Origin of the sequence: Streptomyces lincolnensis, assembly GCF_021173675.1 — a bacterium.
Taxonomy (GTDB): Bacteria; Actinomycetota; Actinomycetes; order Streptomycetales; family Streptomycetaceae; genus Streptomyces; species Streptomyces lincolnensis_B.
Genome location: NZ_JAIHON010000008.1, coordinates 399,899 through 424,917, shown reverse-complemented (window position 1 = coordinate 424,917; position 25,019 = coordinate 399,899). Strand labels below are relative to the sequence as shown.

The window sequence follows — 25,019 nt, the reverse complement described above, 5'->3', positions numbered from 1 at the left end:
GGCTCAGACGCGGAAGAGGTCGACCAGAGTGCTCCAGAAGCCCCTCTTCTGCGCCGGCTGCCCCTGACGTGCGGGCTCGGCACCGGTCTGCAGGCCCGGCTGCTCGGCCGTCGGCTGGGGCGCCGCGCTCTGGAGCGCCGCCACCATGCGGGTGGCCGGGGTCGGGGTGAACCGCACCGGCAGCCCGACCAGCGCGTGCTGGAAGGGCCCCGGCCGCCACTGCAGCTCGTCGTCCGACGCGCCCAGGGTGAGATCGGGCAGCGCGTTCAGGAGCCGCTCGATCGCGGTGACGGCGATGACCAGCGCCGGGTCCTTGGCCGGGCAGGCGTGCGGCCCCGCACCCCAGGCCAGGTGAGCGCCCTTGTTGCGGGACTCCCGGGCCTCCTTGAGGGCGGGGTCGCTGTTGGCGCCGCCGAAGCTGATGACGACCGGGGTGTTCGCCTCGACGATCAGCCCGCCGAGGTCCACGTCCTGCACGGGGAAGTGGGTGGCGTAGTTGGCGATGGGCGGGTTGTTCCACAGGATGTGGTCGATGGCCTCCTCGACCAGCATGCCGGAGCCGCCCGCCCCCTCCTCCGACAGCAGCAGGTGCAGGGCGTGGCCGATGAGGTTGCGCAGCGGCTCGAAGCCGGCGCCCATCAGGATGATCAGCTGGTCCTTGAGCTCCTCGTCGGTCAGACCGGCGGGGTGCTGGATGAGCCAGGAGGTGACATCGTCGGCGGGGCGGCGGCGCTTGATGGAGACCAGCTCCATCAGACTCGCGGTGAGCTCCTCGTTGGCGCGCTGCACGTCGACGCCGTCGAAGAAGGCGCCCAGCGCCACGGTCACGGTGTCGCCGATGTCGGCGGGGCAGCCGAAGAGCTTGTTGAACAGCAGCGCCGGCAGCATCTTGGCGTAGTCGTTGATCAGGTCGGCGCGGCCGCGTTCGCTGAACTGGTCGATGAGGAAGTCGGCGATCGGTTCGACGTCCCGGCGCAGCCGCCTGGTGTTGAGCCGGTCCAGGCTCGCGGTGACGGCCTGGCGCAGGCGCAGGTGCACGGCGCCGTCGGTGTACAGGCAGTTGGGCCGGTAGGCCATCATCGCCAGGACGGGGCTGTCGAGCGGGACCTTGCCCTCGTTCAGGCCCTTCCAGCGGCGGGAGTCGCGGGCGAACAGGGACGGGTTCTGCAGCACCCGGAGGGCCATCTCGTGCTCGACGACCAGCGTGGCGTCCACACCGGGGGCGAGTTCCACGGGTCCGGCGGGGCCGTGGGCCCGGACGAAGTCGTAGATCGCTTGCGGGTCGGCGGTGAAGGTGCCGTCGTGCATGGGGCATCTGGCGCCCGCGGCGGCGGGCGAGTGGTGAGTGTCCACGGGGGTGTCCTTTGGAGGTCCGGGCCTCGCGGCCCGGCCGGGGAGGAGGGAGGTGGAAGGGGAGCCGACGTGCGAACCGGGGCTCTCACGCCGCGCGATCGAGCAGATGGCGCACGAGCGCGATCAGCGCGGTCGCGGACGACCGCTGGTCGCGGGCGTCGCAGTAGACGACGGGGGTGTCGGGCAGCAGGTCGAGGGCTTCGCGGATCTCCTCCTCCTCGAACCGGGTGCCCGCCTGGAAGCTGTTGACGGCGATGGCGTACTCGAGCCCGTACTCGTCGATCAGGTCGATGACGGGGAACGTCTCCTCCAGCCGGGCGGGGTCCACCAGGAGCAGTGCGCCGAGCGCGCCCCGGGCCATGTCCTCCCACAGCTGCATGAAGCGCTGCTGTCCGGGGGTGCCGAAGAGGTAGAGGACCAGTTCGTCGGTGAGGGTCAGCCGGCCGAAGTCCAGGGCCACGGTGGTGGTCTGCTTGTCCGGCACGCCCCGCAGGTCGTCCACGTGCACGGACGCCTGCGTCATCTTCTCCTCGGTCCTGAGCGGCGTGATCTCCGACAGCGATCCGATGAAGGTCGTCTTGCCCACCGCGAAATGCCCGACGACGAGGATCTTCGCGGCCGTGGTCACCGCGTCGGACACATAGATCGTGCCGGTCGACGGCTTCTCAGACGATGAGGGTTTCGAGTCCATGCAGAACCTTCTCGAGGGTCGCTCGGTCAGCGAGTTGGGCACGGGGCGGCGCGGCGCGGCGCAGGAGGTGACCCTGCTCGAATAAATCGGTCAGCAGCAGTCGGGCCACGCCGACGGGCAGCGACAGGTGGCCCGCCACTTCCGCGACGGAGAGGTAGCCGCCCGCGCACAGCTCCCAGATGGCCCGGACCTCGGGTCCGGCCCCGAGCGGCATCTCCCTGTCGGGCGCCAGGGTGACCAGGGTGTGCAGGGCGAGATCGTCGGCGGACGGCAGTCGCCGGCCGCCGGTGATGACGTAGGAACGGACGAAGTCGCTGGTGACCGGAGCTTCCTCGCCGTGGCTGGTCATGCGTCCACACCGGCGTTCAGTCGGGGCGCCGCGCTCATCGCCTCGCGCAGTGCGCTGACCGTCTTCTGCATCCGGAAGGACATCGCCTCCATGTCGACGTCCAGGGCGGCCGACACCGCGAGATAGGCGCCGCTGCCCGCGGCGACGAGGAAGATCCAGCCGCCGTCGAACTCGACCAGCGTCTGCTTCCAGGTCCCCCCGCCGCCCACGAACCCGGCCACCGCCCGGCACAGGGACTGGATGGAACTCATCGCGGCGGCGTTCTTCTCCGCCTCGTCACGGCTGATGTCGTCGGAACGCTGCATCAGCAGACCGTCCGCGGAGACGAGGATCGCGTGGCGTGCCCCGCGCACCTCGAGCACACCGTTCAGTACCCACGTGAGGTCGGGATTCACTGGTTCTGGGATCCTTCCGTGTTGTTCGAGACCCGCCCGAGGTGCGTGCCGCGGGCGAACGCACCGATCCGCGAAGCGGTCACTTCGCTGTTCTCCGCATCGGCTCCGGAAGGCGCCGCCGTCTGCTGCTCCGGCTCCGGCACCACGGAGACGGCCCTGTTGCGCCGCCTGCGCCGGGGCAGTCCGCCGGTCGTCGTCCCGACGACGAGGGTCGGACCGGGCGCGGGTACGGCGGCACGCGGGCGCGCGGCCACGTCCTCCTCGTACTCGTGGTCGTCGTGCGAGGCGGCGGGCTGCGGGGCTTCGGTCGTCAAGAGGCCCTCCGGAACTCGGATGACGGCCCGCACCCCGCCGTAGGGGGAGACCGAGTCGACGGACACGGAGAATCCGTAGCGGGCGGCGAGCATTCCGCAGACGGCGAAGCCGAACTTGGGCGGGTCGCCGAGACCGGTGATGTCGACGACGCCCTCCGGCGACAGCAGGGCCGCCGCACGGGCCTTGGTCTCCTGGCTCATGCCCACACCGGCGTCGTCGACGACCAGACAGACTCCGGTGGGCACGGCCTGGATGTTGATCTCGACCGGGGACTGGGGCGCGCTGTACTTGGTGGCGTTGTCCAGGAGTTCGGCCAGCACCACGGCGACCGGCTCCACCGCCTTGCCGGTGATGGAGATGTTGACCTGGGCGTGGACGCGGACCCGGTTGAAGTCCTTGATCCGACCCTGGGCGCTGCGCGCCACGTCGTAGACGGAGGCGCTCTCCTCACGCCGGCCGAGCCAGCCTCCGCACAGCACGGAGATGCCCTTGGTGCGGCGGCTGAACTGGCTGCTGGTGTGGTCGATCAGCATCAGGTCGGCCAGCACGCCGGTGTTGTCGCCGTACCCCTTCTGGAGGTTGTCCAGCAGGACCTGCTGCTCCTCGGCGAGGGACTGGAGGGTGCCCATCGCGGACTTGAGGACCGACTTGGTCGCCGACTCCGCGTCCGCCCGGACCTCCGCGAGGTCCTCCACGTGCCGGGCGGTCAGGGACTCGTAGCCCGACTGCGTCTGGCGGAGCTGGCCTTGCACCGCCACCAGGTTGCTCTGCAAGTTGTCGTTGTTGCGGCGGAGAGCCATGTTGGTTCTCCGTGCGCGCATCACTGCGAAGGCCGCAGCGATGATCACGATGAGCAGGATCCAAACCAACGGATCCTTGATGAATGACGTCATGAGACTCTCTTCAAGTCGCCTCGCGCCGGGGGCAGAACAACAGCCACTCCTTCGCGATGGGGCCCTAGAGACTGTCCCCCCGTACGCGTCATGACGCGCCGTCAGCCTACTGAAAAGTGCAATGATCGTATCAGCAGGCACACCAGCAACAGGCGTACCAGACAGCCCATTTGAGGACCTTCACAAACACCACGCGCACTGGTCGATCCTCAGTTGTCCTCAGTCGACAAAGAGATGACCCCGCGCTCTTACCGAGCGCGGGGCCTTTCTTACCAAGTGATGGCCGAAGGACGTCAGTTCAGCCGGCGCGCACCCGCCGAGGGCACCGCCTCGAAGACGCGGGGCGCGGTGAATCCGGCCGCCGCGAAGGCCTCCTCGACGGCCTTGGTGACGGCCTCGACATCGCCGGCCTCGACGAGCACGATCGCCGAGCCGCCGAAGCCGCCGCCGGTCATCCGGGCACCGATCGCACCCGAGGCCAGCGCGGTGTCGACGACCAGGTCCAGCTCCGGGGCGGAGATGCGGAAGTCGTCGCGCAGCGAGGCGTGCCCGGCGATCAGGACCGGACCGATCGCCCGGGTGTCACCGGCCTCCAGCAGGGCCACGACCTGCTCCACCCGCGCGTTCTCGGTGACGATGTGACGCACCAGGCGGCGCACCTCCTCCTCGTCGCCGAGCCGCTCCAGCGCCGCGTCCAGGTCCGCGTAGGGAACGTCCCGCAGGGCGTCGACGCCCAGCAGGGCCGCGCCCTTCTCGCAGCCGGCCCGGCGCTTGCCGTACTCGCCGTCGCTGTGGGCGTGCTTGACCTGGGTGTCGACCACCAGCAGGCGCATGCCCTCGGCGGCCAGGTCGAAGGGGATCTGCTTCTGCGACAGGTCCCGGGTGTCGAGGAAGAGCGCGTGGCCCTCCTCGCAGCACGCGGACGCCGTCTGGTCCATGATCCCGGTCGGGGCACCGACGTAGACGTTCTCCGCGCGCTGGCACAGCCGCGCCAACTGCCAGCGCTTCAGGCCGAGTTCGTACAGATCGTTCAGAGCGAGCGCTACGACGACCTCCAGCGCCGCCGAGGAGGACAGCCCGGCTCCCGAGGGCACCGTGGAGGTCAGATGGACATCGGCGCCGGTGATCGGGTGACCCGCCTCGCGCAGCGCCCAGACCACACCCGCCGGGTACGCCGTCCAGTTCTTGTCCGACTCGGGGACGAGCTCGTCCAGGCGCAGTTCGGCGACACCGGCGTCGATGTCGGCCGAGTGCAGCCGCAGTACGCCGTCGTCCCGCCGGGACACCGCGGCCACCGCCATGTGCGGCAGCGCGAAGGGCATCACGAAACCGTCGTTGTAGTCGGTGTGCTCACCGATCAGGTTGACGCGGCCGGGCGCCGCCCAGACACCCTCGGGCGCGGCCCCGTACAACTCGACGAAGGCGTCCGCGACCTGCTGTTGTGCCCCCACTTACTGCTCCCTTGCAATGTTCTGAGCGAATTCCCACGCATCCGCGACGATCCCCGCGAGGTCCGCGCGGGACGGGTTCCAGCCCAGCTTCTCGCGAGCGGTCCCGGCGGAGGCCACCAGGATCGCCGGGTCGCCGCCGCGGCGGGGCGCCACGACCTCCGGGATCGGGTGGCCGGTGACCTGCCGGACCGTCTCGATGACCTCGCGGACGGAGAAGCCGTTGCCGTTGCCGAGGTTGCAGATGAGGTGCTCGCCGGCGGTGGCGGCCTCGACCGCGAGGAGGTGCGCCTCGGCCAGGTCGGCGACGTGGATGTAGTCGCGGACGCAGGTGCCGTCCGGCGTCGGGTAGTCCTCCCCGAACACCGAGATCGCCTCCCGCCTGCCCTGCGCGACCTGGAGGACCAGCGGGATCAGGTGCGACTCGGGGTCGTGCCGCTCGCCCTGCTTGCCGTAGGCACCCGCCACGTTGAAGTAGCGCAGCGACACCGCGCCCAGCCCGTGGGCGTTCGCCTCGCTGGTGATCATGAAGTCGACGGCGAGCTTGGAGGCGCCGTACGGATTGGTCGGCCGGGTGGGCGCCGACTCCACGATCGGCACCTCCTCGGGCTCCCCGTAGGTGGCGGCCGTGGAGGAGAAGACGAGCTTGCGGACCCCGGCCTCCCGCATGGCGCCGAGGAGCGCCATGGTCCCGCCGACGTTGTTGTCCCAGTACTTCTCGGGCTTCACGACCGACTCGCCGACCTGCGAGAAGGCGGCGAAGTGCAGCACACCGTCAAAGGACGAGTCCAGCCACTTGGCGGCATCCCGGATGTCGCCCTCGACGAACACGGCCCCCGCCGGCACGCCCTCCCGGAACCCGGTGGAGAGGTTGTCGAGCACGACGACCTCGTGACCGGCCTCAAGCAGATGCTGGGCGACGACACTGCCGACGTACCCCGCGCCACCTGTGACCAGGTACTTCCCGCTGCTCATGAACTCGCTACCTCTCGCAGTCGCTGGGCCGCGCGCTCCGGCGGCACGTCGTTGATGAAGACGTTCATGCCGGACTCGGAGCCCGCGAGGAACTTCAGCTTGCCGGACGTGCGACGGATGGTGAAAAGCTCCAGGTGCAGCGCGAAGTCGTCACGGTTGACGCCCTCGAACTCCTCCAGCTGCCCGAACGGCGCCTGGTGCCAGGCGGCGATGTAGGGCGTAGGAGGCTCACCCGCACCTTCTTCCCCTCCACCCGGCCCATCGAAGATCCGGTCGAAGCGCCTCAACAGTTCCAGATAGACCTTGGGGAACTCTGTGCGCGCCCCCTCGTCGAGCCCCAGCAGATCGGGCACCCGGCGCTTCGGATACAGGTGGACCTCGTAAGGCCAGTGCGCCGAGTACGGCACGAAGGCCACCCAGTGCTCACCCTCCAGGACGACCCGCTCCCCGGCGAGCTCCCGCTCCAGGACGGCGTCGAAGAGGTTCTCCCCTCCCGTCGCCTCCTTATGAGCTGCGACGGAACGCAGCATGAGCGCGGTGCGCGGAGTGGTGAAGGGGTAGGCGTAGATCTGCCCGTGGGGGTGGCCCAGCGTCACACCGATCTCGGCGCCCCGGTTCTCGAAACAGAACACCTGCTCCACGGAGGGCAGATGCGAAAGCTCCGACGTCCGATCGGTCCACGCCTCCAGCACCAGCCCCGCCTGCTCCTCCGTCAGATCGGCGAACGAGGCGTCGTGGTCGGACGTAAAACAGACGACCTCACACCGCCCGGAGTCACCGGCCAGTGAGGGAAACCGATTCTCGAAGACCACGACGTCGTATTGGGACTCGGGAATCTCACTCAGCCGCTCACCCTGCGTCGGGCACAACGGGCACTGATCCACCGGCGGGTGATAGATCCGCCCCTGCCGATGCGAGGCGATGGCCACGGAGTCTCCGAGGAGCGGGTCCTGCCGGACCTCGGACGTGGTGACGGTCGGCTCCAGCGGCCGCCGGTCGACGGCATCACGGACGGTGTCGTCGCGCTGGTCGTAATAGATCAGCTCGCGACCGTCGGCCAGCCGGGTCGAGGTCTTCTTCACGCCGCACTCCTCAGTGCCCAAACCCAGTCAATCACTCAACACAATCAAACATAACACACCACAACCCACCAGAGGTCCGACGATCACAATCAAACAAAGAACACCACCGCGCATGTTCAATTACTGAACGCGGAGGCGTAGGTTCCGCGCTGGATCAGTTCGCGCAACGAAGCGAGTACTCATGCAGACCCCCACATATCTCTCAGCCGAGCTACGGCTCCCCACGAACTGGCTCGACTACACGATCCTCGGCATCTACTTCGTCGTCGTCCTCGGCATCGGCTTCGCGGCCCGCCGCTCGGTCAAGACGAGCCTCGACTTCTTCCTCTCCGGCCGCTCCCTGCCCGCCTGGGTGACCGGCCTCGCCTTCATCGCCGCCAACCTCGGCGCCACCGAGATCCTCGGCATGGCCGCCAACAGCGCGCAGTACGGCGTCTACACCACCCACTGGTACTGGATCGGCGCCATCCCGGCGATGGTCTTCCTGGGCCTGGTGATGATGCCGTTCTACTACGGCAGCAAGGTCCGCTCGGTCCCCGAGTTCCTCCTCCTGCGCTTCGACAAAGCGGCCCACCTGCTCAGCTCGGTCCTCTTCGCCTTCGCGGCCATCCTCATCGCCGGCGTGAACCTCTACGCCCTCGCGATCGTCGTAGAGGCCCTGCTCGGCTGGCCGGAATGGGTGGCGATCGTCGTCGCCGGCGCCTTCGTCCTCGCGTACATCACCCTCGGCGGCCTCTCCTCCGCGATCTACAACGAGGTCCTGCAGTTCTTCGTGATCCTGGCCGCGCTCATCCCCCTCTCCATCCTCGGCCTGAAGAAGGTCGGCGGCTGGGACGGCCTGTCCGACTCCCTCACCAAGAGCCACGGCGGCGACTTCATGACCGCCTGGGGAGGCACCGGCATCGGCAGCGCGAACCCCCTCGGGGCGAACTGGCTGACGATCGTCCTCGGCCTCGGCTTCGTGCTCTCCTTCGGCTACTGGACGACGAACTTCGCGGAGGTCCAGCGGGCCCTGTCCGCCAAGAACCTCTCGGCCGCCCAGCGCACCCCCCTCATCGCCGCGTTCCCCAAGATCTTCATCGTCTTCCTCGTGATGATCCCGGGCCTGGTGGCGGCGGTCCTGGTCCCCCAGATCGGCACCCCCGCGTCGGACCTCCAGTACAACGACGCGATCCCCTACCTCATGGAGTCTCTCCTCCCCAACGGCGTCCTCGGCATCGCCGTCACCGGCCTCCTGGCGGCCTTCATGGCGGGCATGGCGGCCAACATCTCCTCCTTCAACACGGTCTTCACCACGGACATCTGGCAGAAGTACGTGACCAAGGACCGCGAGGACGAGTACTACGTACGCTTCGGCCGCCTGATCACAGCGATCGGCGTCCTGGCCTCCATCGGCACGGCGTTCCTGGCCTCATCCTTCTCGAACATCATGAGCTACCTCCAAACCCTCTTCTCCTTCTTCAACGTCCCGATGTTCGTCGTCTTCATCATCGGCATGTTCTGGAAGCGCGCGTCCATGAAGTCGGGCTTCTGGGGCCTCCTCGCCGGCACCACCGCCGCGATGATCAACTACTTCTGGATCTACAAGGAGGGCATCATCGACATCCCCTCCGACCAGGGCGCCAACTTCGTCTCCGCGATCGCGGGCTTCGTCGCCGGCGCGGTCGTCATGGTCGCCGTCTCCCTCTTCACGGCCCCCAAGCCCACGGCCGAGCTCCAGGGCCTGGTCTACGGCACCCGCTCCCCCGGCATGTCCGAGCCGGCCGCCGTGGGCGACGACGCCTGGTACCGCAGGCCGGCCCTCCTCGGCTGGGGCGCGGTCATCCTCGCGGCCGCCTGCTACATCCCGTTCTCGTTCTGACGCGGGAGGATTGGAAGCACCATGTCTGACCCCTCCGGATACTCCGAGAAGGACCTCCACCGCGAGGTCTCCGACCTCCAGACCAAGTCCGCGACGGCGGCCCGTCTCTTCGACATCCGCCGCATCATCGGTGGCCTCTTCGTCGTCTACGGCGTCATCGTCACGATCGCCGGGCTCACCGACGACGACGCCGCCATCGACAAGGCCCAGGGCATCAACATCAACCTCTGGACCGGGCTCGGGATGCTTCTCCTCGGCATCTTCTTCCTCGCCTGGCTGAAGCTCCGCCCCACGGCTCCGCCGACCCCGGCCGACACCCCCGACGACCAGCCCTCCCCGTAACACCCCCGCGGGCCCCTCCGGGGGGTTCCGTAGCGTTCCTCGCCCCCGCCGCCCCTACCCGTCCCATCCCCAGGGGCGCCGCCCCTTCGACCGCGACGGCTCAGGATCTGCCGCGGACGGTTGTGTGCCGGGTGGGGGCTGGTCGCGCAGTTCCCCGCGCCCCTCAGGTGGGTGCCAGGGAAGGTCGTAGGGCGGCTGCGGGTGCGATGTGGCTGGTCGCGCAGTTCCCCGCGCCCCTAGGGAAGCTGCAGTCGCCCTGGGACGTAAAGCACCGTCGGCCGTTGGCGTCGTAGCCGCCCACGGCGGTGAGGGGACGGGGCGGGGGGTGTCCGCCCGCAGCGGCCGGCGTCCGACACGCAGTACCTCTTGCCGGAACAGTTCCGCCGGACCGAGGACGGAGACCCCCGACCCGGCCCCGACCCACCCACCGGACCCAAGGCGCTACGCACGCCCCCACCGGACCCGCACAGCGCGCCGCAGGCATTACGGCTCGGCCCCCGGGGGCCCCGCCAGGGGGCCGGCGCGGTCCAGGAGGCCTGTGCGTGCGGCCAGAGCGGCGGCCTCCAGGCGCGAGCCCACGCCCAGTTTCATCAGGACGCGCTGGACGTGGGTACGGGCGGTGGACGGTGCGATGCCCATGCCCGCCGCGATCAGCCGGGTGTCCTCGCCGTCGGCGACCCGCACCAGCACCTCGACCTCGCGAGGCGTCAGCATCTGGAGGAGCCGCTGGCCCTCGTCGTCCGGCTGGGCCGCCGGGTTGAGGAGTTCGCTGAACGCTCCTTGCAGCAGCTGCGGCGCCACCGCCGCCTCCCCAGCCCTCGCCTTCATGATCGCCCGCTCGACACCCTCGATCCGCTCGTCATGACGGACGTACCCCGACGCCCCGGCCGCGAAGGCCGCCGCGATCCCACGAGGGCTCGGCACCGGCCCCAGCACCAGCACAGCCACCTGCGGCCGCTCCCGCTTGATCTTCACCACGGGATCGAACATCCCCGGCTCGGCAGGAGTCGCCGTCCCCAGCAGACACACCTCCGGCGCCCGACTGATCACCAGCTCCGCCGCACCCGCGGCAGGCGCGGCCGCGGCAAGCACCCGGTGCCCCCGCAGCTTCAACGCCGAGGCCAACGCCTCGGCAAGCAATCGGTGGTCGTCGACCACCATGAGCCGCACTCCCATCGACCTACCCCCCAGTCCCCCCAGTCCCCCCAATGGATCCCCCGGTGGCTGCCCCACCATGGACGCCCACTGGTCCACACGGACAGGAGCCCCCTCCCGGCTCCCCCCGCCTTTCATGCCCCCGGAAGCTACACGCTTGTTCGACGTTGCGCTTCCCCTACCGGTGAGAAGTGCCCCGGATCGCCGAAATTCCTCGCATTCGAGGGTGATGAGCGGTACGCGCACGGCCCCGCCCCTGAGCAGGGACGGGGCCGTGATCAAAAACCCGTACGGACCGAATCGATCAGTTCGTGCCGAACGCGAGCGCCAGATACTCCTCCTCGTCCGACGAACTCCCCAGATCACTGGCGAAGATCGCGGACATGTACAGGTGCCCCTGCGAGTACAGCAACTCGGAGTAGTCCGGCGAGAACCCGGTCTCCGCGTCCCGCACGGACTCCGTCGCCGGATTCTCCAGCAGCTTCGTCTCCTTGAACGTGGAGCCGTCGATGCTGACGATCTGCCCGCCCTTGTCGTACGGCGGACGCTTGTACGCGATGATGTTCGTGCCGTCCATCCGCAGCGGCATGATCGTGTAGTCCTCGCCCGCGTCGGCCCGCTGCCCGGTCTGCTTCCCGGTCGCGAGGTCGAGGGCGACGATCTCGTTGGTCTGGCTGAACTTCCCGCTGCCGTCGTGCTCTTCCGTCGAGATGTAGAGCCGGTCGTTGCCGACGGCGACCTGGTGGCACTCCTCGACCTTGGTGATGCCGTCGCAGCTGGCCGCGTACTGGTCACTGGGCGCGGAGATCCGGGTGCGCAGCTTGCCGGTCTTGTTGTCGATGGAGAAGAAGTCCGAGATGCCGCTGCCGTCCTTGGCGGACTCACCGACGTCGGCGGCCACGACCAGCGGATCGCTGGACACCACGCTGGCGTAGGCGATGCCCGAGCCCATCTGGTAGTCGGAGATCACCTTGCCGGACTTGGGGTCGATGGTCTGGATGTGCAGCTCGGGCTGGTCGTAGGACCCGCACCGCCGCACCGCGACCAGCTTCGCGCCGCCGCCGTAGCCGGCGTCGTAGCAGGTGTCGGTGGGCTTGGGGGCCCACAGCTGCTTGCCGGTGCCGAGGTCGAAGGCGGCGCCGCCGCTGGTGCTGCCCACGGCGGCCGTGCCCCCGCTGACGGTGATGTTGTTGAAGCTGATGGGCTCGTCACCGGAGTTGGCGGTCTTGGTCCACAGCTTCTTGCCCGTGTTCAGATCGAGCGCGGCGATCTGGCTGCACCCGTGCGAGGGCTTGTCCTTGGTCGGCATGGCGGGCTGGTAGATGATCGCCGTGCGGCCCTCGGTGGTGGCGTGGTTGCTGCCCTGGCAGACCGGGCCGGGGAGCTTGATGTTCCACAGCTTGGTGCCCTTGTCCGGGTCGTAGCCGGTGATCTCGGCGACGCCGCTCTTGGCGTACACCTTGTCGGTGAGCCAGGAACCGGCGGTCGAGATGGTGGTGTCCTTGGAGACCTTGGGCGCCGGGACCTGGAAGAGGATCTTGGAGGCGGGGTTGGCGGGCACCTTCTCCAGCGGCTTGGTGGAGGTGCCGGTGGTACCGCCGCCGGTGTCGGTGCCACCGGTCCCGCCGCTGCCACCGTCCTTGCCGTCGTCCTTGCCGCCGGTGCCGCCGCTGGAGTTCGCGGTGTCGTCCTTCTTGTCGCTGTCACCGGAGGAGGTGGCGTACCAGACACCGCCGCCGACGATCAGCGCGATCGCCACGACGGCCGAGACGATGATGGCGAGCTGCGCGTTGAACTTCTTCCCGCCGGGCTGCGCCTGGGGCTGAAGCGGCATGGTCGGCTGCGCATAGCCGTACGGAGGCTGCTGCCCGTACGGCGGGGTCGGCTGCCCGTACGGGTTCGGAGCCTGCCCCGGATAGCCGTACCCGGGAGGAGCCTGCGGGGGCGCCTGCGGAGGCGGAGCCGCCTGCGGATAGCCGTACCCGGGCGGAGCCTGCGGAGGCGCCTGCGGCGGCTGCTGCTGCGGATACCCGTACCCAGGCTGCTGCACCGGCGCGGGCGGGGCGGCAGGCGGCGGGGTCTGCGGAGCCTGAGGCGGCTGCGGCGGGCCGAACCCGGGCTGCTGCCCAGGCTGCTGCGGGGGCTGATGGGGCGGCGGAGGGGGCGGCTGGGTCATGACGTGAGTACCTCGGTGACAGGGGACGACAACAGCGGAAGGGGATGCGGAAGGGGAAGGGTCACTTGCCGTAGGCGAGCATCAACTTCTCCTTCGTGTCGTCGTTGCCGGACAGCCGGGAGGTCGAGAGGTAGAAGCGTCCGCCCACCCAGGCGACCTCCTTGGAGTAGAAGCCGCTCTCGATCTCCGCGACGCCCTGCGGGTTCTGCAGGAGCGTGGTCGGCGTGTGCTTGCTGCCGGTCGTGGGGATCGACACGACCCGTCCGCCCGCGTCGTAGGACGCCTCCACGTACGCGATGAGCTTGCCGCCCTCGACCTTCATGGGCTGCATGGACTCGGCGACCGGGGACTTCACCCGCCACTTCTCCTTGCCGTCGGAGAGGTTGATCGCGACGATCTCGTTCGCGCCGCTGGTCGCCTCGGTCGGCAGGTACAGGGTGTTGGCGTCCGCGGCCAGGCCCCGGCAGCCCTCCAGGTCACCCGTGAGGGCGATGCCGCCACCGCAGTCGGGGGCGAATTCCTCGTCGAAGGCGACCTGGGAGCGGAACTTGCCGGCGGCGGTGAAGGTGGCGATGTTCCAGGAGTTCTTGTCGTCGTTGGTGCTGTAGATCACCAGCGGGTCGACGGAGTAGGTCTTCTCGATCCGCCAGCCCTTGTCGAACTTCTGGGTCCACTTGACCTTGCCGGTCGTGGGGTCGAGTTCCTGCACCTCGTCGTGCTCGGTGTCCTGGGCGGCGTCGCAGGAGGCCACCGAGATCAGCCGGGGGCCGCCCGCGAAGGAACTGGGGAAGCAGGCCTCGCCGTAGCGCTTCTTGTCGAACAGCTTCTTGCCGGTGCGGACGTCGTACGCCGTGCCGGACTGCGAGCGGCCCACCATCAGCGTGTTGCCGCTGAGGGTCAGGGAGACCTGGATCGCGCTGTCGAAGGCGGCGCCGTCGGCGACCTCGCCGCTCCAGCCCTTCGCGCCGGTGTTGAGGTCGACCTGCTGGAGCTGGCTGCACTTGGCGCGGTCGGTGGTGCCGTTCTTGTAGGCCACGACGATCTTGTCGTCGGACGTCTTCTGCGGGGTGACCGCGCAGATCTCGGCGGGGAAGGTGATGGGGGCCCAGGTCGGCCTGCCGTCACCGACGTTGTACGCGACGAGCTGCTTGTACGCCGACTTCACCGCGGTCTTGTCGGTGATCCACATGCCGTTGGCGTCGGCGCCGTTGCCGGGGGCGTCGGGCGCCTCCTTGTACCAGAGGACCTTGGACTCGCCGGCCTGGCGGCCCTCGTTGAGGTTCTCCGGGTCCTGGGCGCCGTCGCCGCTGCCGTCACCGGGGTTGACCGGGGCGCCGGAGGCGGAGGCGGAGGGCTTGGCGTCGTCGGTCGGCTTGGCGACGGGCTCCTTGTCGTCCCCGCCGGAGACCGCGAAGACGGTCCCGCCGATGACGAGGAGCGCGGCGACCGCGGCGCCGATGACGAGGGCGGGCCTGCCCCGGAAGGGGTTGCGCGACCCGGAGCCGGGCGGCGGGGTCCCGGGGCCGCCCGGGTACTGCGGCTGGGGCGGATAGCCGTATCCGGGCTGCTGCCCGTAGGGCCCGGGCGGCTGCGGCTGACCGTACGGACCGGGCTGGGCGGCGCCGGGAGCACCGTAGGGACCGGGCTGGGCGTACGGCCCCGCGGGCTGGCCGTACGGACCCGGCTGGGCGTAGGGGCCGGAGGGCTGCGGCGGCTGGCCGTAAGGACCGGGCTGCGGAACCCCCGGCTGCTGAACCCCCGGCTGCTGCGGCGCTCCCTGCTGCGGGGCGGCCGGCGGCTGCTCGGGATAGCCGTACCCGGGCTGCGGCGGCTGGTCCTGTGGCGCTCCGAAATCGCCTTGTGGCGCTCCGAAGCCGTCCTGCGGCGGCTGGTTGGGCGGCTGAGTCATCAGCGGTTCCCCCGTTCGATCACTGATTTTTAGCCACGCCCTGAGGTACGTAACGGACCCAGAGTCGTACTCAGAAAGTTCTCAGACGGCTCTTTCTATCACTCTGCACCGACAGCGCACCGGGCCGTGTCCTCCCCTGTTCCCAAGGGCGGACCGGCCCGTGATGCCCCCGTTATCGGCCTTCACGCACCCTTCACGCGTCCTCGGCGAGTTCCAGCCACCGAAGCTCCAGTTCCTCTCGCTCGCCGGTCAAGTCGCGAAGCTGGGTGTCGAGTTCGGCCACTTTCGCGAAGTCCGTGGCGTTCTCGGCGATCTGTGCGTGCAGCCTGGTCTCCTTCTCGGAGAGCTTGTCCAGCTGCCGTTCGATCTTCTGGAGCTCCTTCTTGGCGGCGCGCTGGTCGGCCGCGCTCTTCTCGGCGACGGGCTTGTCGGCGACCGGTGCCGACGCGGCGGCCGCCTCCTCGATCCGCCGGCGCCGCTCCAGGTACTCGTCGATGCCGCGCGGGAGCATCCGCAGGGTGGCGTCGCCGAGGAGGGCGTAGACGCGGTCGGTGGTGCGCTCGACGAAGAACCGGTCGTGGGAGATGACGATCATCGAGCCGGGCCAGCCGTCGAGGACGTCCTCCAGCTGGGTCAGGGTCTCGATGTCGAGGTCGTTGGTGGGCTCGTCGAGGAAGAGGACGTTGGGTTCGTCCATCAGCAGCCGCAGCAGCTGCAGGCGGCGGCGCTCACCGCCGGACAGGTCGCCGACCGGCGTCCACTGCTTCTCCTTGTTGAAGCCGAAGGTCTCGCACAGCTGCCCGGCGGTCATCTCGCGCCCCTTGCCCAGGTCGACGCGCTCGCGGACCCGCTGGACGGCCTCCAGCACGCGCAGGTTCGGGTCGAGTTCGCCGACCTCCTGGGAGAGGTAGGCCAGCTTGACCGTCCGGCCCACGGCGACCCTGCCGGCGGCGGGCTGGGCCTCGCCCTCGGTGCGGGCGGCCTCGGCCATGGCCCGCAGCAGGGAGGTCTTGCCCGCGCCGTTGACGCCGACGAGACCGATGCGGTCGCCGGGCCCGAGCTGCCAGGTGACGTGCTTGAGCAGCACCTTGGGGCCGGCCTGGACGGTCACGTCCTCCAGGTCGAAGACGGTCTTGCCGAGCCGCGAGGAGGCGAACTTCATCAGCTCGCTGCTGTCGCGGGGCGGCGGCACGTCCGCGATGAGCTCGTTGGCGGCCTCGACGCGGAAGCGCGGCTTGGAGGTCCGGGCGGGGGCGCCGCGCCGGAGCCAGGCCAGCTCCTTGCGGACCAGGTTCTGCCGCTTGGTCTCCTCGGTGGCGGCGATGCGCTCGCGCTCGGCCCGCGCGAAGACGTAGTCGGAGTAGCCGCCCTCGTACTCGTGGACGACGCCCTTCTGCACGTCCCACATGCGGGTGCAGACCTGGTCGAGGAACCAGCGGTCGTGGGTGACGCAGACGAGCGCGGACCGGCGCTCGCGCAGGTGCTGGGCGAGCCAGGCGATGCCCTCGACGTCGAGGTGGTTGGTGGGCTCGTCCAGGACGATCAGGTCCTGCTCGTCGATGAGCAGCTTGGCCAGCGCGATACGGCGGCGCTCGCCGCCGGAGAGCGGGCCGATGACGGTGTCGAGTCCCTGCGGGAAGCCGGGCAGGTCGAGCCCGCCGAACAGCCCGGTCAGCACGTCCCTGATCTTCGAGTTGCCGGCCCACTCGTGGTCGGCGAGGTCCCGGATGACCTCGTGCCGGACGGTGGCGGCGGGGTCGAGGGAGTCGTGCTGGGTCAGGACGCCCAGGCGCAGTCCGCCGGAGTGCGTGACGCGTCCGGTGTCGGTCTCCTCCAGCTTGGCCAGCATCCGGATCAGGGTGGTCTTGCCGTCGCCGTTGCGGCCCACGACGCCGATGCGATCGCCCTCGGAGACGCCGAGCGAGACGCCGTCCAGCAGGGCACGGGTGCCGTACACCTTGCTGACGTTCTCGACATTGACCAGGTTGACGGCCATTTCTCTCCTGACAGGGGGGACGATCGACCCTCCAGGGTAGTCGGGCGGGCCCGCGCCCCTTCAAACGGAGGCCGAGCGCCTCGGGCCCGGGGTTCAGGCCCCCGAGGCCACCACGGTGGCCCCCGGCACCGGCCCCGACGCCGTGCGCACCGTGCGGCAGGTGCCGGACGTCCGCAGCGCCTGGGCGACCTTCTCCGCCGACTCGGCGTCCCGCGCGAGGAAGGCCGTGGTCGGGCCCGAGCCCGAGACCAGCGCGGCGAGGGCGCCGGCGGCGCGGCCCGCGGCGAGGGTGTCGGCCAGCTCCGGGAAGAGGGAGAGCGCGGCGGGCTGGAGGTCGTTGGAGACGGCGGCGGCGAGCGCGTCCGGGTCGCCCTTGGCGAGGGCGTCGAGCAGTTCCCGGGAGGCGACGGGCTCGGGGACGTCGAGCCCCTCGGCGAGCCGGTCGAACTCCCGGAAGACGGCCGGGGTCGACAGTCCCCGCTCCGCCATCGCGAACACCCAGTGGAAGGTCCCGCCGACCTCCAGGCCCGTCAGCCGCTCACCCCGCCCGATCCCGAGCGCGGCTCCGCCCACCAGGCTGAACGGCACGTCGCTGCCCAACGCGGCGCAGATGTCGAGGAGTTCCGCACGGGAGGCGTTCGTCCCCCACAGCACGTCACAGGCCAGCAGCGCCCCCGCCCCGTCCGCGCTGCCGCCCGCCATGCCCCCGGCGACGGGGATGTCCTTGGCGATGTGCACATGAACGGCGGGTTCCAGTCCGTACCGCTCCGCGAGGGCGATCGCCGCGCGCGCCGCCAGGTTCGTACGGTCCAGGGGCACCTGGCCGGCGTCCGGGCCGGAGCAGGTGACGCGCAGTTCGTCGGCCGGGGTGACCGTGACCTCGTCGTGGAGGCCGACCGCGAGGAAGACGTTGGCCAGGTCGTGGAAGCCGTCGGGCCGGGCGGCGCCGACCGCGAGCTGGACGTTGACCTTGGCGGGGACGCGGACGGTGACGCTCACGGGCGGGTCTGCTCCTCGGTGTCGTGGCCGACGCGGTGCTCCGCGATGCGGGCGAACTCCTCGACCGTGATGGCCTCTCCGCGCGCCTGCGGTGAGACCCCGGCGGCGACGAGGGCGGCCTCGGCGGCGGCGGCCGATCCGGCCCAGCCGGCGAGCGCGGCCCGCAGGGTCTTGCGGCGCTGGGCGAACGCGGCGTCCACGACGGCGAAGACCTCGCGCCGGGACGCGGTGGTCTTCAGCGGCTCGGTCCGCCGCACCAGCGAGACCAGCCCGCTGTCGACGTTCGGGGCCGGCCAGAAGACGGTGCGTCCGATGGACCCGGCCCGCTTGACCTCGGCGTACCAGTTGGCCTTGACCGAGGGGACGCCGTAGACCTTCGAACCGGGCCCGGCGGCGAGGCGGTCGGCGACCTCCGCCTGGACCATCACCAGGGTGCGTTCGATGGTGGGGAAGGTCTCCAGCATGTGCAGCAGGACCGGCACGGCCACGTTGTACGGCAGGTTCGCGACCAGCGCGGTCGGGGCGGGCCCGGGCAGCTCGGTGACCTGCATCGCGTCGCTGTTCACCAGCGCGAACCGCTCCGCCCGCTCCGGCATCCGCGCCGCGATCGTGGCGGGCAGCGCGCCCGCGAGGACGTCGTCGATCTCCACCGCGGTGACCCGGTCGGCCACTTCGAGCAGTGCCAGGGTGAGCGAGCCGAGTCCGGGTCCCACCTCGACCACCACGTCGTCGGGCCGGACGTCCGCGGTGCGGACGATCCGGCGGACGGTGTTGGCGTCGATGACGAAGTTCTGGCCGCGCTGCTTGGTCGGGCGCACGCCGAGGGCCGCCGCGAGTTCGCGGACGTCGGCGGGCCCGAGGAGGGCGTCGGGGGTGGGGCTGCTCACGGCGACAAGGGTACGGGGCGGCACGGGGCCGCCGCTCACCCGTGCAGTCGCCGCCCGCAGTGCGGCCAGGGACTCGCCCCGCGCTGGACGTACAGCTTCTTCGCGCGGAAGGTCTGCTCGGCGGCGGGCGCGTCCTGCGGGCGGCCCGAGCCGCCGAGGCTCTGCCACGTCTGGGTGTCGAACTGGTAGAGCCCGCCGTACGTCCCCGAGGGGTCGACCGCGCCCGGCCGGCCCCCGGACTCGCAGGCGGCCAGTCCCTGCCAGTTGAGGCCGTCCGCGCCCCGCACGGAGGTCGGCATGGGCTTGGTGCCGACCTTGACCAGCCGGGTGCGCGGCTCCCGCACCACCTCGGTGCGCACCCGCCGCGGCTTCTGCTTGACGCCGTTGACGGTCCGCAGCGAGTAGGTGACCCGCCTGAGCCCCTCCTGCCCGGCCCGCTCGACGACCTCGGTGCCCCGGAACAGCGAGGGGTCCTCGGTCCGCTCCACGTCGAAGGGGATCAGCTCCTCGCGGACCTCCTTGGTGCCGGTGATCCTGAGCACCGTGATGGTCTGGCCGTCGCGCGGGAAGCTGTCGGGGGCGACGGAGGTGGTGTCCTGGCCGCGCAGGGTGATCCCGGCCTGTTGGACGGCCTCGCGCACGGTCGCCGCGTTGGTGCGGATGGTGCGGGCCCGGCCGTCGGCCATGATCGTCACGGAGCGCTCGGTGCGCACGTCCAGCGCGAGCCCCTCGCGGCCGATGGGCAGGGAGCGCGAGACCGACAGATACGCGCCCTCGGCCCGCACCCCCAGCTGTTCGAGCGCCCCCTCGACCGTGCGCGCCGTCGTCCACACCTCGCGCCGCTGCCCGTCGAGCGTGAGCCGTACGGGCCGTCCGAAGCGGACCGCGACCTCGTCGCCGCTGTCGAGGTCCTCGCCGGGGGCGGGGGCGACCACGTCGTGCGCGCCCACCCGCACGCCCTCCTCGGCGAGCAGTTCGGTCACGTCGTCCGCGAAGGTGTGCAGGGTGCGCGGTTTGCCGTCGACGCTCAGCTCGATCGCCTTGTCCTTGGCGACGAACGCCGAGGTGCCGCCCGCGAGGAACGCCACGACCAGCGCCTGCGGGACCAGCCGGCGCATCGTGCTCTCCGAGCGCTCCGCCGAGCGCGCCCGGCGCCGCCGCGCGGACCGCCCGTCCGGGACCTCTGCACGGCCGACGGAGGCATCGGCGCGCGGGGCCGGGGCGGGCGCGGGGACCTGTGGCGTCTCGTAGGCAGGCCGGTAGGTGTCCTCGTACGTCCCCGGTGCCACATGCACCCCGTACGCGAGGGTCTCGGCGGCGTGCAGATCGGTCGGCGGCGCGTCATGACCGCCGCGGGGCGGTGGCGCGTACGGCGCGGTCGGGCCGTACGCCTCGTACGTCTCGTACGTCTCGTACTGCGAAGGGCTCACGCGGACACGCTCCAGGGTCCGGATCGGGCCCACAGAACCTAGCGGAGCGGCCGTCACTCTCCAAAGCGACGCGGCTACTCGCAGTCACGTTCGAGTCGTTCAGTAGCCGAACGCGCGTGCGGTGTTGGCGGCGAGTGCCGACGCCAGGGCGTCCTCGTCGATGCCGCGTACGGCGGCCATGGCACGCACCGTGACCGGGACGAGGTAGGGGGCGTTGGGCCGTCCGCGGTACGGCACGGGTGTCAGGAAGGGCGCGTCGGTCTCCACCAGCACCAGGTCCAGGGGCGCCACGGCGAGGGCGTCGCGCAGGTTCTGGGCGTTCTTGAAGGTGACGTTGCCGGCGAAGGACATGAAGTAGCCCGCGCCCGCGCAGATCTCCGCCATCTCGGCGTCGCCGGAGTAGCAGTGGAAGACGGTGCGCTCGGGGGCGCCCTCCTCCTTCAGCACGCGCAGGACGTCGGCGTGGGCGTCGCGGTCGTGGATGACCAGGGCCTTGCCGTGCCGCTTGGCGATCTCGATGTGGGCGCGGAAGGACCGCTCCTGCGCCTCCTTGCCCTCGGGCCCGGTGCGGAAGTAGTCGAGGCCGGTCTCGCCGACACCCTTGACCTGGGGGAGCGCGGCCAGGCGGTCGATCTCGGCGAGCGCCTCGTCGAGCGCCTGCGCGCCCCCCGGCTGCCGTGCGCCCTGCCGGGACCAGCCATCGGGGTCGCCGTGGACGATGCGGGGTGCCTCGTTCGGGTGCAGGGCGACGGTCGCGTGGACGGCGTCGTACCGCGCGGCCGTCTCGGCGGCCCACCGCGAGCCCTTGAGGTCGCAGCCGACCTGCACGACCGTGGTCACGCCCACCGACGCGGCCTTCGCGAGCCCCTCCGCCACCGTGCCGGACTGCATGTCGAGGTGGGTGTGGGAGTCGGCGACGGGCACCCGGAGGGGTTCCGGGAGCGGCGGCGCCGCGTTCTTCTCGCTCGGGCTGTTCGAAGGCATGCCCCGATCCTACGAAAGGGGCATGCCCACGAGGGGCCGAGGCGTCAGCTCGCCCTGCGCTGGAACGGGTGCAGCAGGTCGGAGAGGTGCCAGTGGTGATCCCCACCCTCACCGTGTTCCCCGGCCTCGCCCGCCGCGGCGGGCGCCCGCACCGGTCCGGCCGGCGGCGTGCGGTGGGACTGGTGCGCGGCCTCCCGCGCGGACGCGACCCGGCCCGGCCGCATGATCCGCACCAGGTGGTTGTCGCAGTTGGCGCAGGTGGGCCGGGAGAGCGGAGAGGGCACGACCTGACCGTTCACCACGTACTGCACGAACTCGTGGCCCTGGGCGTCCACATGGTGCTCTATCTCGTACGACTGCTCCCACCCGTGCCCGCAGCGCATGCAGGCGAAGGAATACGACTCGTGGACGACGGCGGTCTCACTCATGCCAGCTCCTCCAGTCCGCTGGTTCGGAGGACGAGTACGTCCCCTGCTCCAGTGGACTGCTCCGCCGTGGCGGGCGCAGCACCCCTGTCGAGTGTTGGAGTCGTTTTGGGTGTTCCTTGCCCTACCGGCCCGTTGACAGCCCCGTGGGCTTTGCTTTGCAGGCCGGCTCTTTGCGCCACCATGGGGCGCACGCTCAGAGGAGATACGCCCTGCTCAGAGCCCCGTGCGCCCCTTTGTGCGCGGGGTCACACCGTCCCGGCGTTCTTCGCCGCCACCACCGCGTCGAACACCTCCCGCTTGGGCAGCCCCGCCTCGGCGGCCACCGCGGCGATCGCCTCCTTGCGGCGCTCCCCCGCCTCCTCGCGCACCCGCACCCGCCGGACGAGCTCCGCCGCGTCGAGCTCCTCGGGCCCCTTCTCCGGCGCCCCCTCGACCACGACGGTGATCTCCCCGCGTACGCCCTCGGCCGCCCACGCGGCCAGCTCGCCCAGCGGACCCCGCTTGACCTCCTCGTACGTCTTGGTCAGCTCCCGGCAGACGGCGGCCCGCCGGCCGGTGCCGAAGACCTCGGCCATCGCGGCGAGGGTGTCGTCGAGCCGGTGCGGGGCCTCGAAGTAGACGAGCGTGCGGCGTTCGTCCGCGTTCTCCCGCAGCCGGGACAGCCGCTCGCCGGCCTTCCTCGGCAGGAACCCCTCGAAGCAGAACCGGTCGACGGGCAGCCCGGACAGCGCGAGCGCGGTGAGCACCGCGGACGGACCCGGCACGGCGGTGACCCGGATGTCCTTCTCCACGGCGGCGGCGACGAGCCGGTAGCCGGGGTCGGAGACGGACGGCATCCCCGCGTCGGTGACGAGCAGCACCCGGGCGCCCCCGGCCAGCTCCTCGATCAGCTCGGGCGTCCGGGCGGCCTCGTTGCCCTCGAAGTAGGAGACGACCCTCCCCTTCGGCGTCACCCCCAGCGCCTGCGTCAGGCGGCGCAGCCGGCGGGTGTCCTCGGCCGCGACGACGTCGGCCCCCGCCAGCTCCTCGGCGAGCCGGGGCGGGGCGTCGGAGATGTCACCGATGGGGGTACCGGCAAGGACCAGGGTTCCGGGTGCGACTGTCACGCCTCCCATCCTCCCAGGGACCCCGGGATCGGGACGCATACCCGCCTCTCCCTCGCAAGCACGGGACTCACACAGCACCGTTCCCTACGATGGCGCGGTGACCAGTACCGCGTCCTCCACGGACACCCGGCAGCACCAGGCCCTCCCGGACCAGCGGCCGTCGTGGCACCAGCGGCTGCGCCGTTTCGGATACACGGCGGAGCCCAGAAGCGACGTGCGCGAGCGCCTGGTGCCGCCGTACGTGACCCCCAGCCCCCGGCTGTGGGCGCTGTTCGGGGTGTCCGGGCGGCCCGCCGAGCGGCTGGCCCGCTGGTCCGGCTGGGGCGGCCCGCTGCTGGTGACGCTGTTCGCGGGCATCCTGCGCTTCTACCACCTGGGCAGCCCCAAGGCGGTGATATTCGACGAGACGTACTACGCCAAGGACGCGTGGGCGATCGTCCACCGCGGGTTCGAGGTCAGCTGGGACAAGAACGTCAACGACCTGATCCTCCAGAACAACGGCAATGTCCCGATCCCGACCGAGGCGGCCTACGTCGTCCATCCGCCGGTCGGCAAGTACGTCATCGGGCTCGGCGAGCTGATGTTCGGGTTCAACCCCTTCGGCTGGCGGTTCATGACCGCCCTGCTGGGCACGCTGTCGATCCTGATGCTGTGCCGGATCGGCCGCCGGATCTTCCGCTCCACGTTCCTCGGCTGTCTGGCCGGCGCGCTGATGGCGGTGGACGGGCTGGCGTTCGTGATGGCGCGCACCTCGCTGCTCGACGGGGTGCTGATGTTCTTCGTGCTGGGCGCGTTCGGCTGCCTGGTGATCGACCGGGACAGGGCGCGCGAGAAATTCGCCGCCGCGCTGCCCGCGGACGCGCACGGCCGGGTGCGCCCCGACGCCCACGTCGCCGGGACGCTGCGCCTCGGGTGGCGTCCCTGGCGCTGGGGGGCGGGCCTGATGCTGGGCCTGGCCGCCGGCACCAAGTGGAACGGCCTGTACGTGCTGGTCTTCTTCTGCGTCCTGGCGGTGCTGTGGGACGTCGGCACCCGCAGGGTCGCGGGCGCGCACCGCCCGTACGCGGCCGTGCTCCGCCGGGACCTGGGGCTGGCCTTCGTGGCCACCGTCCCGGTCGCGATCGTCACCTACCTGCTGTCCTGGCTGGGCTGGATCCTCTCCCCCTCCGACGGCACCGGCGGCTACTACCGCAACTGGGCCGCCGTCAACGACCAGGGCAACAGCTGGTCGTGGCTGTTCCCCGACTGGCTGCGCAGCCTGTGGCACTACGAGCAGCAGGTCTACAACTTCAACATCAACCTGCACTCGCCGCACACCTACCAGTCCAACCCCTGGAGCTGGATCGTCGACGGCCGCCCGGTGTCGTACTTCTACGAGACCGTCGCGCCCGGCACACAAGGGTGCCCGGCCGACGCGGTGGAGAAGTGCCCGCGCGAGGTGCTGGCGCTCGGGACGCCGATGCTGTGGTGGACGGCCGGCTTCGCGCTCCTGTACGTGCTGTGGCGCTGGTTCTTCCGCCGCGACTGGCGGGCGGGCGCGATCGCCTGCGGAGTCGCGGCCGGCTATCTGCCATGGTTCCTCTACCAGGACCGCACGATCTTCTTCTTCTACACGATCGTCTTCGTCCCGTTCCTCTGCCTGGCCGTCGCCATGCTCGTCGGCGCCCTCGTCGGCCCACCCGGCTCCACCGACACCCGCCGCGTGGCCGGCGCGACCGGCGCCGGCGTCCTGGTCCTGCTGATCGCCTGGAACTTCATCTACTTCTGGCCCATCTACACCGGCACGGCCGTCCCGATGGACAGCTGGCGGGCACGGATGTGGCTGGACAGCTGGGTCTAGGAGGTCTCGGAGACCCCGGGGACCTCGATGATCCGGCCCTTGCTGTCGAGGGTGTGGGTCTCCCAGTAGACGTCCCACTTGTCGCCGACGTGCTCGGGCGCCTTGCCCTCCGGGTAGCGGGCGTAGCCCTTGGGCGGGTTCTCGTCGTCGGACACGCAGGCGCTGCCGGTGCTGCCGACGGCGAGGACGGGGTATTCGCCGTCGCTGCAACTGGCGTCCTGGAACGACAGCGACGAGCAGCCGGTGAGTGTCACGGCGGCGGTGGCGGTGGCCAGGGCGAGGCCCAGGAAGGTCTTGCGCATGATCGGTTCCCCCTTGTTCGGCTTGTGGCACCAGCCTGGACGAGAGGGGCGGGGCGGACCTGAGTAGCCGTACTCAGGCGCCGCCCGCGCACATACTCGAACA

At 70.6% G+C, this 25,019-nt stretch carries 22 protein-coding genes; 3 read left to right on the top strand and 19 right to left on the bottom strand.

The features are described from left to right. Positions 1-3: 3 nt before the first annotated feature. The 8 genes from K4B79_RS25730 to galT form a co-directional block, all read right to left on the bottom strand. Positions 4-1,308: a cytochrome P450 gene (locus K4B79_RS25730; protein WP_232029423.1), complete on the bottom strand. Its 1,305-nt coding sequence runs from the start codon at positions 1,306-1,308 to the stop codon at positions 4-6. A gap of 130 nt (positions 1,309-1,438) precedes the next feature. Continuing rightward, positions 1,439-2,044, bottom strand: a complete 606-nt coding sequence (locus tag K4B79_RS25725) for a GTP-binding protein (protein ID WP_067434134.1) — start codon at positions 2,042-2,044, stop codon at positions 1,439-1,441. Beyond that, a complete protein-coding gene (locus tag K4B79_RS25720; protein ID WP_232029274.1) occupies positions 2,019-2,393 on the bottom strand; it encodes a DUF742 domain-containing protein in 375 nt (124 codons plus the stop codon). Before K4B79_RS25720 ends, K4B79_RS25725 begins: the two co-directional genes overlap by 26 nt. Then, on the bottom strand, positions 2,390-2,788 hold the full coding sequence (locus K4B79_RS25715) for a roadblock/LC7 domain-containing protein (protein ID WP_232029273.1): 399 nt from the start codon (positions 2,786-2,788) through the stop codon (positions 2,390-2,392). Before K4B79_RS25715 ends, K4B79_RS25720 begins: the two co-directional genes overlap by 4 nt. Then, complete coding sequence (locus tag K4B79_RS25710) at positions 2,785-3,996, bottom strand: ATP-binding protein (protein WP_232029272.1); 1,212 nt, start codon at positions 3,994-3,996, stop codon at positions 2,785-2,787. Before K4B79_RS25710 ends, K4B79_RS25715 begins: the two co-directional genes overlap by 4 nt. Before the next feature lie 293 nt (positions 3,997-4,289). Next, positions 4,290-5,447, bottom strand: a complete 1,158-nt coding sequence (gene galK / locus K4B79_RS25705; protein WP_232029271.1) for a galactokinase — start codon at positions 5,445-5,447, stop codon at positions 4,290-4,292. Continuing rightward, positions 5,448-6,419, bottom strand: coding sequence for a UDP-glucose 4-epimerase GalE (galE, locus tag K4B79_RS25700; RefSeq protein ID WP_232029270.1), 972 nt, complete (start codon positions 6,417-6,419; stop codon positions 5,448-5,450). Further along, positions 6,416-7,501: a galactose-1-phosphate uridylyltransferase gene (gene galT / locus K4B79_RS25695; protein WP_232029269.1), complete on the bottom strand. Its 1,086-nt coding sequence runs from the start codon at positions 7,499-7,501 to the stop codon at positions 6,416-6,418. Before galT ends, galE begins: the two co-directional genes overlap by 4 nt. Positions 7,502-7,682: 181 nt before the next feature. On the opposite strand from galT, the gene K4B79_RS25690 reads away from it, so the two are divergent. Further along, on the top strand, positions 7,683-9,362 hold the full coding sequence (locus K4B79_RS25690; protein ID WP_232029268.1) for a sodium:solute symporter family protein: 1,680 nt from the start codon (positions 7,683-7,685) through the stop codon (positions 9,360-9,362). A gap of 21 nt (positions 9,363-9,383) precedes the next feature. Then, complete coding sequence (locus K4B79_RS25685) at positions 9,384-9,704, top strand: hypothetical protein (RefSeq protein ID WP_232029267.1); 321 nt, start codon at positions 9,384-9,386, stop codon at positions 9,702-9,704. A 483-nt stretch (positions 9,705-10,187) separates the two neighbouring features. Here K4B79_RS25685 and K4B79_RS25680 read toward each other — a convergent pair whose 3' ends face one another. The 10 genes from K4B79_RS25680 to rsmI form a co-directional block, all read right to left on the bottom strand. Next, positions 10,188-10,880 (bottom strand): helix-turn-helix transcriptional regulator, encoded by a 693-nt coding sequence (locus K4B79_RS25680; protein WP_232029266.1) that lies wholly within the window; start codon positions 10,878-10,880, stop codon positions 10,188-10,190. Between the two features lie 283 nt (positions 10,881-11,163). Continuing rightward, positions 11,164-13,035: an outer membrane protein assembly factor BamB family protein gene (locus K4B79_RS25675; RefSeq protein ID WP_232029265.1), complete on the bottom strand. Its 1,872-nt coding sequence runs from the start codon at positions 13,033-13,035 to the stop codon at positions 11,164-11,166. Between the two features lie 61 nt (positions 13,036-13,096). Then, positions 13,097-14,944, bottom strand: a complete 1,848-nt coding sequence (locus tag K4B79_RS25670) for an outer membrane protein assembly factor BamB family protein (RefSeq protein ID WP_232029264.1) — start codon at positions 14,942-14,944, stop codon at positions 13,097-13,099. 193 nt (positions 14,945-15,137) lie between these two features. After that, positions 15,138-16,940 (bottom strand): ABC-F family ATP-binding cassette domain-containing protein, encoded by a 1,803-nt coding sequence (locus K4B79_RS25665; protein WP_232029263.1) that lies wholly within the window; start codon positions 16,938-16,940, stop codon positions 15,138-15,140. A gap of 93 nt (positions 16,941-17,033) precedes the next feature. Further along, positions 17,034-17,939, bottom strand: a complete 906-nt coding sequence (locus tag K4B79_RS25660; protein WP_232029262.1) for a 4-(cytidine 5'-diphospho)-2-C-methyl-D-erythritol kinase — start codon at positions 17,937-17,939, stop codon at positions 17,034-17,036. Beyond that, complete coding sequence (rsmA, locus tag K4B79_RS25655) at positions 17,936-18,826, bottom strand: 16S rRNA (adenine(1518)-N(6)/adenine(1519)-N(6))-dimethyltransferase RsmA (RefSeq protein ID WP_232029261.1); 891 nt, start codon at positions 18,824-18,826, stop codon at positions 17,936-17,938. The genes K4B79_RS25660 and rsmA overlap by 4 nt, the downstream gene beginning before the upstream one ends. Positions 18,827-18,861: 35 nt before the next feature. Next, a complete protein-coding gene (locus K4B79_RS25650; RefSeq protein WP_232029260.1) occupies positions 18,862-20,256 on the bottom strand; it encodes a resuscitation-promoting factor in 1,395 nt (464 codons plus the stop codon). Between the two features lie 99 nt (positions 20,257-20,355). Then, a complete protein-coding gene (locus tag K4B79_RS25645; protein WP_232029259.1) occupies positions 20,356-21,240 on the bottom strand; it encodes a TatD family hydrolase in 885 nt (294 codons plus the stop codon). Between the two features lie 44 nt (positions 21,241-21,284). Continuing rightward, on the bottom strand, positions 21,285-21,668 hold the full coding sequence (locus tag K4B79_RS25640; RefSeq protein ID WP_232029258.1) for a hypothetical protein: 384 nt from the start codon (positions 21,666-21,668) through the stop codon (positions 21,285-21,287). Positions 21,669-21,913: 245 nt separating this feature from the next. Beyond that, positions 21,914-22,774, bottom strand: a complete 861-nt coding sequence (gene rsmI, locus K4B79_RS25635) for a 16S rRNA (cytidine(1402)-2'-O)-methyltransferase (RefSeq protein ID WP_374208510.1) — start codon at positions 22,772-22,774, stop codon at positions 21,914-21,916. Positions 22,775-22,871: 97 nt separating this feature from the next. On the opposite strand from rsmI, the gene K4B79_RS25630 reads away from it, so the two are divergent. After that, positions 22,872-24,614 carry a dolichyl-phosphate-mannose--protein mannosyltransferase gene (locus tag K4B79_RS25630; RefSeq protein ID WP_232029256.1) on the top strand — a complete coding sequence of 581 codons (1,743 nt, stop codon included), beginning with the start codon at positions 22,872-22,874 and terminating at the stop codon, positions 24,612-24,614. Here the strand turns inward: K4B79_RS25630 and K4B79_RS25625 are convergent. Next, positions 24,611-24,916 carry an SCO0607 family lipoprotein gene (locus tag K4B79_RS25625; protein WP_232029255.1) on the bottom strand — a complete coding sequence of 102 codons (306 nt, stop codon included), beginning with the start codon at positions 24,914-24,916 and terminating at the stop codon, positions 24,611-24,613. The genes K4B79_RS25630 and K4B79_RS25625 overlap by 4 nt on opposite strands. Positions 24,917-25,019: the final 103 nt, after the last annotated feature.